Source organism: Emticicia sp., from assembly GCF_049241225.1.
In the GTDB taxonomy this organism is placed as follows: domain Bacteria; phylum Bacteroidota; class Bacteroidia; order Cytophagales; family Spirosomataceae; genus Emticicia.
Window position 1 is genome coordinate 18,750 of sequence record NZ_JBMLRC010000393.1, and the last position, 11,537, is coordinate 30,286.

General features: G+C 38.5%; 9 protein-coding genes. 5 read left to right on the top strand and 4 right to left on the bottom strand.

The window, feature by feature from the left end; all coding sequences use genetic code 11:
* Positions 1-137 precede the first annotated feature (137 nt).
* From ACOVO2_RS20590 to ACOVO2_RS20600, 3 genes are all read left to right on the top strand, one after another.
* A complete protein-coding gene (locus ACOVO2_RS20590; protein ID WP_421771790.1) occupies positions 138-902 on the top strand; it encodes a DUF4184 family protein in 765 nt (254 codons plus the stop codon).
* Complete coding sequence (locus tag ACOVO2_RS20595) at positions 889-2,916, top strand: tetratricopeptide repeat protein (protein WP_421771791.1); 2,028 nt, start codon at positions 889-891, stop codon at positions 2,914-2,916. The genes ACOVO2_RS20590 and ACOVO2_RS20595 overlap by 14 nt, the downstream gene beginning before the upstream one ends.
* Before the next feature lie 117 nt (positions 2,917-3,033).
* Positions 3,034-3,945, top strand: coding sequence for an EamA family transporter (locus tag ACOVO2_RS20600; protein WP_421771792.1), 912 nt, complete (start codon positions 3,034-3,036; stop codon positions 3,943-3,945).
* A gap of 5 nt (positions 3,946-3,950) precedes the next feature.
* Here ACOVO2_RS20600 and ACOVO2_RS20605 read toward each other — a convergent pair whose 3' ends face one another.
* The 4 genes from ACOVO2_RS20605 to ACOVO2_RS20620 form a co-directional block, all read right to left on the bottom strand.
* On the bottom strand, positions 3,951-4,835 hold the full coding sequence (locus ACOVO2_RS20605) for a tetratricopeptide repeat protein (protein WP_421771793.1): 885 nt from the start codon (positions 4,833-4,835) through the stop codon (positions 3,951-3,953).
* Positions 4,836-4,968: 133 nt separating this feature from the next.
* On the bottom strand, positions 4,969-5,742 hold the full coding sequence (locus tag ACOVO2_RS20610) for a hypothetical protein (RefSeq protein WP_421771794.1): 774 nt from the start codon (positions 5,740-5,742) through the stop codon (positions 4,969-4,971).
* Between the two features lie 183 nt (positions 5,743-5,925).
* A complete protein-coding gene (locus ACOVO2_RS20615; RefSeq protein ID WP_421771795.1) occupies positions 5,926-6,345 on the bottom strand; it encodes a hypothetical protein in 420 nt (139 codons plus the stop codon).
* A 179-nt stretch (positions 6,346-6,524) separates the two neighbouring features.
* A complete protein-coding gene (locus ACOVO2_RS20620) occupies positions 6,525-7,919 on the bottom strand; it encodes a BamA/TamA family outer membrane protein (protein ID WP_421771796.1) in 1,395 nt (464 codons plus the stop codon).
* A 171-nt stretch (positions 7,920-8,090) separates the two neighbouring features.
* Between ACOVO2_RS20620 and ACOVO2_RS20625 the strand changes: the two genes are divergently transcribed.
* On the top strand, positions 8,091-9,305 hold the full coding sequence (locus ACOVO2_RS20625) for an acyl-CoA dehydrogenase family protein (RefSeq protein ID WP_421771797.1): 1,215 nt from the start codon (positions 8,091-8,093) through the stop codon (positions 9,303-9,305).
* A gap of 86 nt (positions 9,306-9,391) precedes the next feature.
* Positions 9,392-11,491, top strand: coding sequence for a molybdopterin oxidoreductase family protein (locus ACOVO2_RS20630; protein WP_421771798.1), 2,100 nt, complete (start codon positions 9,392-9,394; stop codon positions 11,489-11,491).
* Positions 11,492-11,537: the final 46 nt, after the last annotated feature.

Here is an 11,537-nt window from a genome sequence, read left to right on the forward strand (position 1 = left end):
AATTTACTTCAAAAACTTTAAGATATTTGTGGAAACGATTTTTTGCCACAGCTTTTCTGTAAAATAGCCAATTGTAAAGTTTCCGGAGCAAAAATTATACCATAGGGCCTGTCAAATTCTTAATAAAAATAATATTAATGCCATTTACACTTTCTCATACGCTTGCTATTTACCCTTTCAGAAACCTTTGTAGTAAATATCTCTCTTTTTCGGGTTTATTTATTGGCAGTATGGTTCCAGATTTTGAGTTTTTCGTAAGAATTACACTCTACGCAGTCTGGAGTCATACATTCCAAGGAGTATTCTTTTTTGATTTGCCACTGGCCCTTATGTTGGTAATAATTTTTCATCAATGTATAAAAAAAATATTGATTTTACATCTTCCTCTCGCCCTTTTTCAACGTTTTGTTGATAGGAAAGACGAAAATTGGCTAGAATTCTTCAAAAAGTATCCTCTAAAAGTGATCATTTCGATACTTATTGGCATTTTTACTCATTTTGCTTGGGATAATTTTACGCACGAACCCGATTATATTTCGCCCATATATCTTAATGTTCTTACTTCTGATATCAATCTTTTTTCAATAAAGATAAAACTCTATCATCTTTTACAGATGCTTAGTTCAATCATTGGCATCATTGGATTTTTATTAGCTGTGTACCTAACCCCTGTAAAAAATGAAGCAGATGTGGTTTCAAAAAAAGATAAAATTCGATATTGGATTAAGATTATATCTTGCACTCTTCTGATAATCTTAGTTCGATATTTAATTGGTGTACCAAACGAAAAACCTTTTGGTCAGATTATTGTGGTATCAATCAGTGCCTTCCTAATAAGTACAACTTTTGTATCATGGTTTTATAAAATCAGGCATAACCAAATACCTCATGAAGACTCCTAGATTATTTTTAGCTCTATTTATTTTACCGTTTTTAGTATATTCACAGTCTCCGATGGATAAGGGATTCAAGATGTTAGAAAACGGACAGTTTGCCGATGCCGCCATTTTTTTTCAAGATTATTTAAAAACAGATTCTCTCAATCAAACGGCCCTTATTTGTTATGCCAGAGGAGTTGGGCTTTCGGGAAAAACTGATGTGGCCAAGGGGGTTCTGAAAAAACTACAGTCGAGATTCCCGAATAATTATGAGATTGATATAAATATGGCGGAGGCTCATATGTGGAGTAAAGATTTTGCTACTGCATTGGTTTTGTATGATGATTTGGTAAAGCGTGATTCAAGCAATTTTGCTGCACTTTTGGGCTATGCGAATGCCTTTTCAGAATCAAAAAAATACGTAGAAGCACTTAGCTATGTTGAAAAAGCTTTAAAAGTAAGCCCCAATAATGCCAATGCTATGATCAGTAGAAAATACATGAGGTTGGGAAGGGCAGGAGTTTTGGCTAATGATGGTAAATTTGACGATGCAATTGCTTTATATGATCTAATTTTGATAGAAAACAGTAAAGATATTGATGCTTTGATCAATAAAGCACAAGTTTTAATGACTGCCGAAAGGTATATCGAAGCAAAGGGTATTTATGCGATTTTGGGAGATTTACCAACAAAAAAAACGGATGGATATTTGGGCTTGTCGATGGTTGAAAATAAGTTGAAAAACAATGATGAAGCTTTTTTATGGGCCCAAAAGGCTGTCGAAACTGCTGATTCTGCCAATATATTGAAAGCAAACTTAGGTTTAGTCAATGCCTTTGCTTGGAAAAAAGAGTACAAAACGGCATTCGTGCAACTCGACAAGCTCAGAGCCGCTTATCCAAATAATGCAGATGTGATTTCGGGTTATGGACGAATTAATATTTGGAGTAAAGGCTTTGCAAAAGCGGCGAAATATTACCAAAGTTTGTTGAATGATATTCCAAATTCATTTGATGGAAACTTGGGCTACGCCGATGCCAACCATGCACAAGGGCTTGACAATGAATCGTTTAAGTATGTTCGGAAAACACTGGAATACTTTCCAAACCAAAGAGATGCTCTCCAATTTTTGGAAAAACTCCACATTGCACATGACCCAACAATCAATACTCATGTTTATTTTAGTAAAGATAATGGTGGTAATATTTCACAAAATTATCGTGCAAAAATTAGCTTAGATCCTCTTGCACTTTTAAGAGTAACGACCACTTACTACCAACGATCGGCTCAAAACCTAAAAGAAGTTAATAGTACGCTCTCGAGTATTAAACAAATTAGTACAGGTGCAAGCTATCGAATAACTGGGGCTATCAAGTTATTTGCCGAGGCTTCGGTGGTTTCTACCGCAAAGTATAACCGAATTATAGGCGAAGCAGGTTCAGAACTTAATATTGGGAAGTATCAGATTTTAGAACTAAAGTATTACAGCGAATTGCAAAACTTTACAGCGAGCCTCATTGACCGAAATATTAAAATGAATAATATTCAAGCAAATTATAATTTAAGTCTGCCTTTTAAAGTTGGTTTGTATTCCCAGATGATCAGTACTCGTATTTCGGATGGTAATCAGAGAAATTTATTATTTGCTTCGCTTTATTATGATTTTTTACAATCGCCGGTTTTTAAAGCAGGGGTTAATGTGAGCGTGTTTAGCTTTAAAAAGCAAGTGCCCGAAGTTTATTTTAGTCCAGATATTTTTAAGGGTTATGAATTATTTGCTGCATCTGAGAATATCAACGAACCCAAAGCAAAAATGCTTTATCAAATAACGGTTGCGGGTGGGCTACAGAAAATAAGTTCGGAAAAGTTTCAGAAAATTTATCGTTTTGATGTAAAGGCGGGTTATCGTTTTAGTAAAAGGCTTTGGGCTATGGCTTATTTTATGCGATCAAATTCTGCTGCATCTTCGGTTCAAGGCTTCACTTATAACGAAACAGGTATAAAGGCACAATATATAATTCCTGCAAGATTGTTATAAAAAAACTGGTTGTGTAACTTTGTTTTCTTTAAGTACTGTCTCATAGTAAAACTTTAGTATTGAAGTACCGAATAACCAAGTTGCCAAATTTTCCAGTAACCAATCTATAAGCCTCAAATGTCAGAAAAAACAAAAGTATTTTTAGCTCTCGGAATTGTTTATGTCGTTTGGGGTTCTACATATTTAGGGGTAAAATTTGCACTTCACACTTTACCACCCATGCTTATTTCGTGTACACGATTTTTGATTGGTGGCTCGCTGCTGTTTGCACTGACATTGCTTAGAGGCCAAAGGATGCCTACGCTTCAAGAAACCCGCAATGCCGCATTTATTGGTGTACTTCTAAGTGGCGTTGGTAATTGTGCTGTGGCGTATGCACTCATGAAAATGCCTTCAGGGTTGGTTGCACTTTTGGTGGCAACATTACCAGCATGGATGATTTTGCTTGATTTTTTGTTTTTTAGTACCAAGAAACCTACCGTTGTCGGTGCAATAGGCTTAGTTTTAGGTTTGGTCGGAATGGCTGTTTTGCTCAATCCAGCACAGCAGGTGGGCCAGCAAGAAGTGCCAGTTTTGGCTGCTTCAATTGTTTTTCTTGGTTCAATTGCTTGGGCTTTTGGTTCTCTCAAATCTCCTTACTTAGTTTTGCCAAATTCGTTGCAATCAACTGCGATACAAATGGTTGTGGGTGGTTGCTTCTCTCTGACTATGAGTATTATTTTTGAGCACAATCAACTACAAGCTTTTCAGAGTATGACCACCGAGACATATCTGGCAATGATTTATCTTATATTTATTGGTTCATATGTTGGTTATACCGCATATGTTTGGTTGATAAATCATGCTCCGCCACAGCTAACAGCCACTTATGCATACGTAAATCCGGTGGTAGCTATTTTCTTGGGTTGGATTTTCTTAGATGAGCGTCTTACTTCTCGTTCTATGTTGGCATCTGCAATTATCTTAGCTGGTGTGGTAATGATGACTTTAGGCAGAAAAAGACCCCCAAAAGAAATTGAAATACAATAACTGACTTATCTTAAAGTGTTGATTAATTTCTTTGCGTATTCGTTATTGGGGTTTAGCTGTAATGCTTTTTGGCAATTCTGTAAAGCCGCATTTTTCATTCCCATGTATTGGTAGGTTTCGGCCAATCTATAAAACCCATTATCACTTTTCGGATTGATAGCCACAGCTTTTTGATAAAATCCTGCGGCTTTATCGTAGTTTTTCGCATCAAAATACAAACCTCCAACATTATAATTTGCTTCATAATGCTGAGGATTCAATCGAAGTACGTTTTCTAAATCAATTATGGCTTCTATAGGGCGGCCAAGTGCTGTTTTGCAGTTGGCTCGTTTATAATAACTTGTTTCGAGATTGATATTTTGCTTGATACAGCGGTCAAACACGATAAGTGCTTTAGCATCTTCGTTTTTATCATACAATTCTAAAGCTTTTTTATAAAGTTCGGCAGTAGGTGTTTTTTCGATTTGTTGCTTGAAAGTGTTTAAATCATCTGTTTCTGTATTGTTTTCTTCTGAGAAAATTTCAAATCCATCAAAAGTTTCCACATTATTGGCTTTTGCAAGCTCATTCAGCCACTTTCCCTTTTGGGTAGCCGATGCGGCATTGTGTGCTTCTATTTTTTCTAGCTCAAGTTGGTACTTTCCTGAAGTTTTTGAGATACGTACATACTTATAATGCTGTTGTTGCAGTATATCTTTTAGGCGATTAAGATCTTGCTCATTTGAATCAATAAAGAAGTAATGATAGGCTACAGGTTTCTGAGTATCAAAACCATTGGCAGTTAATTGACTATAAAGATTTTGAATCTGGTTAGCATGATTACATCTTTGTGCGAATCCGGAAAAATTAAACGTAATTATTAAGCAATGTATGTAAAATAGAATTTTCATTACCTGTAGTTTTATGATAATCAAACGCTTATTTATATATGGAATTGTGGATTTAACAAAAAAGACGCCCTTTGGGCGTCAATTTTGTAAGTAATTTCCAGACAAATTTAAAGATTTCTTTAAAATTTGATGCTTATCTCGGAATACCGAAAGCTTTTGCCACTTCATCAAACTTCGTATAATCAATATTGGCTCGTGTTTTTACTCCACCCGGAATAATCACATAACGATATTGTAAACCTGCGGCAGGTTTACCTTGAATATCTAATAATTCAGCGAATGTAATATTAACTTTTCCCAGTGCAGCTGAGATATTATAGTTTGTTAGACCAGAACTCGTCTCCAACATCATGGGCAATAGGTAGGCCGGTCCCCCAGCTACTTGTCGGCTATAAGCTAATACAACTCCTTTGTCGATAATATCTTGGGTGATTTTGACTTCGATTATACTATACAAATAGCTTTTTTCTGTAATTTTTTGCCAATCAACAAATGCGGGAGTAAACCAATCTGAATATATAACGTTTGTTGTTCCTGGATCTCCTTTTGGTCCTTGTGGGCCAGTTGCTCCTGTAGCACCCGTCGCCCCAGCCGGTCCTGTCGCCCCAGTATCTCCTTTGGGTCCTTGAGGCCCCGCAGCTCCAGTGGCCCCCGTTGCCCCGGTCGCACCCGTCGCCCCGGTATCTCCTTTTGGTCCTTGTGGGCCAGTTGCTCCTGTAGCACCCGTCGCCCCCGCTGGTCCCGTCGCCCCGGTCGCACCCGTTGCCCCAGTATCTCCTTTGGGTCCTTGTACACCTTGTGGTCCTTGGTCTCCTTTAGCTCCTTGTGGTCCTTCTGGTCCTTCGCAACTACACATTACTAAACTTATCAGCATTATGCCGAAGATAGTTTTTCTTTTGCTTTCCATGTGATGGGTTAGGCTGGTTTTTGTGTTAAAATTACAACCTTTTGAGAATATTTATCAAGATTTGTGCCAAAACTTATTGAAGAAAAGACAATAATGGGTTTGTTGATAGAGCTAAAATAGCAAAAACGCTTGATAGACATCAGGGCCTATTAAGCGTTTTTGTTATTTTTAAGCTTTTATTTTTCAGATAGACTTCGAATTTTGGCGGTATCGGACTTCTAAACCTCTATCAAGTTTGTTTTTTACTACTTTTATACTCACAGTTCCTTTTGGTTTAATTGCCCAAGTTGGTATTTCTGTGTTTGTTATTGGTTGGCCGTATTGATTTGTAAACTGCCTTACTAATTCATTTTTTAGGCTATCATTTGATGCATCAGTATTCATGTAGATATCCAGTTCAATTCCCGAAACTCTGTCTTGAGCATTTTTTTCGTATAGGATATCAACAGTTTCGAAGTTGTCAGTGTCAAAAGAGTAGCCTATATGAGTGTCTTCTTCTTCAAAAAGTTCGGCTTTTTCTTTCTTTTTTACATCAGTAATAGCATCACCAAATTGTATGCCTCGGATGAGGCCTTCGCCAGTACCCATAATGGTACGTAGCAACTTCTGAACTTTACTTGTCGATGCGTTCTTTGGTGGGGGAGGGTTCAAAACTTCCACTGTTTGTTTCTTTTTCGGGTTACTGCACGCTATGATCAACAAAACTAAAATAAAATAACAATTTTTCATATTTTTTTTGAAAGGAATATATTGAATGAAAGCACAAATTTTAGTGAGTGGTATCAGAACTCACGCGAGAGATTAAAGAACAATCTTTTCTCACCTACAGCATTGAGTGAATAATTTAGTCGACCTACTACATTATACCATGTCACTACATCAAGCCCGATTCCTCCACCAACTAACCATTTATTTGCAAATTTAGTATTATTTAACTCAGGAAAATTATTTTTAACGTATCCAACATCAAAAAATGTATTGATATAGGCTGCTAGGGGTAAAGTATTAAATTGTTTGACTTTCAAGTATCGACTCAAATCAAAGATTTTATCAAACATTTGGTATTTGAAATTTGTCTTTACCAAGCCATAGCTTTGGCCGTCTATTACGTATAGTTCGTAGCCCCGCACTAAATCATTTCTGTAACCTAAGCCTTGTGTCTGCAAAAAAGGTTGTTTTTCGGGGAAAGAGACTTTTCCTCTAAGACTGTAATTGCCATAAAAGTTTCGGCCAAGCGGGAAATACTGACTAATTGTGCCACTCAAATTGAGTTGATTGATATCACTTCGAGCCGACAGGCCGTACTTAATGGCATCAAAGCTTAGTCGATAGCCCTTGAGTGCGTATTGGCGATTGTCTCGGCGGTCGTATATGTAAGAATAGCTTATTGCGAGGTATTTTTGTTGTGTATTTCCTTTCAAAAAATAATTTGGATTCAGTCGGGCAATCGTATCAGCAATTTGGGTTCGATTATAACTTATTTGTAAGAATTGATTCTGGAAAAAACCTGTTCGACGAGAAATGACCGAGTAAAGGTTGAGACGTTCTCGTTGGCGGTCTTCGCTTTCGGCAAACTGGAATTTATCTTGCCACGTGCGATATACCATCGTTTTGTTTATTCCATAAAAAGCACCAATCGAAAAAGTTGTCTGTAAAGTTTTATCTAAATATGGCGTGCTGTAGGCAATCTCAAAGTTAGGAATAAAGCCAATTTCGGCTCTGATTTTTAGCTGGTCGTTGTTGCCCGTCAGATTAGAATGACGACCATAAATACCATAAATCGTTCGCTTCAAATCATGTCCTCGCTCATACCACCATTCATTAAAGTTTCTGTCGGCCAAATAAAAAACAGGTAAAACGACTAAGTAAAGCCTTTCTTTTACCTCTACAATTACATCAATTTGCTGATTATCAATTTCTTCCGAACTAACCTTGACCGTAACAAATAGATTAGTATTAAAAATCTTCTTGCGGTCGGCTTCTAAGACATCAGTTAGCTTAGCTTTTTGCAGCGAATCTCCTGCTTTTATGGCCATATCTCGAAAAATAATCTTTTCTTTCGTACGGATATTTCCCACAATTTTTACTTGACGCACAATTACGAAGTCATCGGCAAACGACTGATAATGAATAATCTGCAAAAATAGAAAACAAACAAAAAATAGGCGTTGAGTCATTAACAGTCGGCTAATAATAGTGGTGTTATAAAGCAATATACGAAGTTTTGTGATGTTTGAATATGCATATCTAAACTATTTTTTAAGAAATACGCTAAAAAATTGTACCATCAAGATTGTAAAACTAACTTTAAGGAATATTTATGGATTCAACAATATAAACCACTTAAGATGGAAACTTTATTTCTAACCGACAAACTAAAAGACTTATTGCCTAAAATAAAGGCTTTTGTAGAAACAGAATTATATCCGCTCGAAACTACCGAAAACCTTGCTCATAATTTTTCATTTGTCGAACCAATCTTGCAAGAAAAAAGAGCTTTAGTAAAAAAAGCAGGGCTTTGGGGCTTGCACCTACCCGAAGAAGATGGCGGTCTTGGGCTTACGCTCTGCGAGTTTGGACAAATCAGTGAGGTGCTGGCAAGTTCGCCTTTCGGGCATTTTGTATTTAATACCCAAGCTCCTGACATCGGTAATACCGAGTTGATGCACAAATATGCACCTAAGCATTTAAAAGATAAATATTTGAAGCCTTTGATGGACGGTGAAATCAGAAGTTGTTTTTCGATGACCGAACCCGAATTTGCTGGCTCAAATCCTACTCGAATGGGAACAACGGCCGTAAAAGATGGCGACGACTACATCATCAACGGCCATAAATGGTTTACATCTTCGGCCGATGGAGCTGCTTTTGCAGTAGTGATGGCCGTAACAAACCCCGATGCAGCTCCGCATAAAAGAGCAAGCCAGATTTTAGTGCCGCTCGATACCGAAGGTTTTAAGTTCGTAAGAAATATTCCAATTATGGGTCATGCGGGCGATAGTTGGGCGAGTCATGCCGAAGTACTATATGAAAACGTGCGAGTGCCACAAGCTAATTTGATAGGCATAGAAGGTGCAGGTTTTTTGTTGGCTCAAGAACGCCTCGGGCCGGGGCGTATTCATCACTGTATGCGTTTTATTGGTATTGCCGAGCGTAGCTTTGATTTGATGTGTAAGTATGCTGCTTCGAGAGAAATGGCCGAGGGCGTAATGTTGGGTGAAATGCAGTTTATTCAAGGATTTATTGCCGAAAGTAGAGCCGAAATTGATGCTGCCCGTCTTTTGGTGCTTCGTACGGCCAAAAATATTGATGAGCAAGGAGCTGCCACCGTGCGTGACGAGATTTCGATGATAAAATTCTTCACTGCAAACATGATGCTTAGAGTAATTGACCGAGCAATACAAACGCATGGAGCATTAGGCATGACGAGTGATATTTTGCTATCGTACTGGTATGCCCACGAACGTGCCGCTCGAATCTACGATGGAGCAGACGAAGTACACAAAACTGCTCTGGCTCGTGGAATTTTGAAAGATTATGGGCTTGATACTCGCAAAAAGTAAAATAGTTATGTTTTCTCAAAGTTATTGCAGACTGTTTACTGTAAACTGCGGACTTTAGCACTCTATTCAACACTAAAAACCTATACATGAAAAATTTGACACACTTCCGCACTTGCAATCTTTGCGAGGCCATGTGCGGACTCGAAATAAAAGTAGAAAACGGCGTCGTGACCAAAATAGAAGGTGATAAAAATGACCCTTTTAGTCGAGGTCATATTTGTCCGAAGGCGGTTGCTCTGAAAGATATTTACGAAGACCCAAATCGCTTAAAATTTCCAGTAAAACGCACCGAAAATGGTTGGCAACAGCTTTCTTGGGAAGCTGCTTTTGCCGAAGTTGTGAGCAAAATCAAGGAAATTCAAGCAAAAAACGGCAATAACGCCGTAGCGATGTATCAAGGAAACCCCTCAATTCATAATTTGGGGACGACCATGAATTCTCCGCTTTTTGCCAAATCTTTACGCACTAAAAATATGTTTTCGGCTACTTCGGCCGACCAACTTCCGCATCATTTTGCTGCTTGGCAAATGTTTGGGCATCCGATGTTGATGCCGATTCCCGACATTGATTTTACAGATTTCATGCTCATTATTGGTGGCAATCCGATTGCTTCTAATGGTAGTATTATGTCGGTGCCAGATGTGGCAAATCGCCTAAAGGCTATCCAAAAACGTGGTGGAAAAGTAGTGGTTATCGACCCTCGCCTCACCGAAACTGCTGCCAAAGCTGACCAACATTTTTTCATTCGCCCAGGAACAGATGCTTTTTTGCTTTTGGCCATCATTCAAACACTTTTTGCCGAAAACTTAGTTAATCTTGGCCGATTAGCTGATTTTACTGACGGTGTTGAATTACTAAAAGAAATTTCGGCTGAGTTTACTCCCGAAAAAGTGGATAAACAAACTGGCATTTCGGCCTCAACTATTCGTCAACTTACGCATGAGTTTGTGCAGGCGAAATCGGCGGTTTGTTATGGTAGAGTAGGGGTTTCGGTGCAAACTTTTGGAAGTATTGCTCAGTGGCTCATCAATGCAATCAATGTGCTGACAGGAAATCTCGACCGCACAGGTGGAGCGATGTTTACTGCTCCTGCCGTTGATTTTCTGGCAAGAGCCAAAACCGATAATCGCTTTAATCGTTGGCAGAGTCGGGTGCGTGGTTTGCCTGAGTTTTTGGGCGAATTGCCAGTGGCTACGCTTGCCGAGGAGATTCTGACCGAAGGCGAAAATCAGATAAAGTGTTTGATTACGAGTTGTGGAAATCCGATTTTATCCACACCCAACGGTGGACAACTCGATAAAGCCTTTGAATCGCTCGAATACATGGTGGCGATTGATATTTACATCAACGAAAGTACCCAACACGCCGACATTATTTTGCCGCCTGCTACGGGTTTAGAAGTGCCTCATTATGACATGACATTTCATGTGTTGGCGGTCAGAAATACGGCTAAATTCTCGGAAGCACTTTTCCCAAAAGCCGATGGAGCAAAATATGATTGGGAAATTTACCAAGAATTGGCTTATCGAATGGCTCACCCAACATCGAGTAATGAGGGTTTTGTGGCAGAAGCACCCGAAGTAAAGTTAGATTTAGGTTTACAATTCGGCCCTTATGGCCTTTCTTTGCAAAAACTCAAAGAAAATCCGCATGGAATTGATTTAGGTGCTTTGAAACCTTGCCTTCCGAACCGACTTTTCACCCCCGAAAAACGAATTAATATTGCTCCAGAAATTTTAGTAAAAGATATTGAAAGATTGCGTAAGTCGTTCAATGACAATGGTTTAAGTGCTGGATTTGAATATTTGTTAATCGGAAGAAGGCATTTACGAGATAATAATTCGTGGATGCACAATTCAGAGAGGCTGGTGAAAGGCAGAAACCGTTGTACGTTGATGATTCATTCGGAAGATGCAAAAAACTTAAATCTCGAATCTAATTCTTTGGTAAAAGTCACCTCAAGAGTAGGAAGTGTAGAACTTCCCATCGAAATTACAGACCAGATGATGCGAGGAGTGGTGAGTATGCCGCACGGCTACGGTCATGCTCGAAAAGGCGTAAAACTCGATGTAGCCACGCAACATGCAGGTGTAAGCATCAATGACCTGACCGATGAATTAGTCTTAGACGAACTCACAGGAAATGCGGCTTTCAATAATGTAGCTGTAAGAGTAGAAAAAGTATAAAATAGTAGAGAATGTCAATTGAAACTGAAAAAATAGCCAAAAATAC

Excerpts from the sequence above, each read along its gene's own strand:
- ACOVO2_RS20590 (WP_421771790.1), top strand. The coding sequence starts at position 138 with ATGCCATTTACACTTTCTCATACGCTTGCTATTTACCCTTTCAGAAAC.
- ACOVO2_RS20595 (WP_421771791.1), top strand. The coding sequence starts at position 889 with ATGAAGACTCCTAGATTATTTTTAGCTCTATTTATTTTACCGTTTTTA.
- ACOVO2_RS20600 (WP_421771792.1), top strand. The coding sequence starts at position 3,034 with ATGTCAGAAAAAACAAAAGTATTTTTAGCTCTCGGAATTGTTTATGTC.
- ACOVO2_RS20605 (WP_421771793.1), bottom strand. The coding sequence starts at position 4,835 with ATGAAAATTCTATTTTACATACATTGCTTAATAATTACGTTTAATTTT.
- ACOVO2_RS20610 (WP_421771794.1), bottom strand. The coding sequence starts at position 5,742 with ATGGAAAGCAAAAGAAAAACTATCTTCGGCATAATGCTGATAAGTTTA.
- ACOVO2_RS20620 (WP_421771796.1), bottom strand. The coding sequence starts at position 7,919 with ATGACTCAACGCCTATTTTTTGTTTGTTTTCTATTTTTGCAGATTATT.
- ACOVO2_RS20625 (WP_421771797.1), top strand. The coding sequence starts at position 8,091 with ATGGAAACTTTATTTCTAACCGACAAACTAAAAGACTTATTGCCTAAA.
- ACOVO2_RS20630 (WP_421771798.1), top strand. The coding sequence starts at position 9,392 with ATGAAAAATTTGACACACTTCCGCACTTGCAATCTTTGCGAGGCCATG.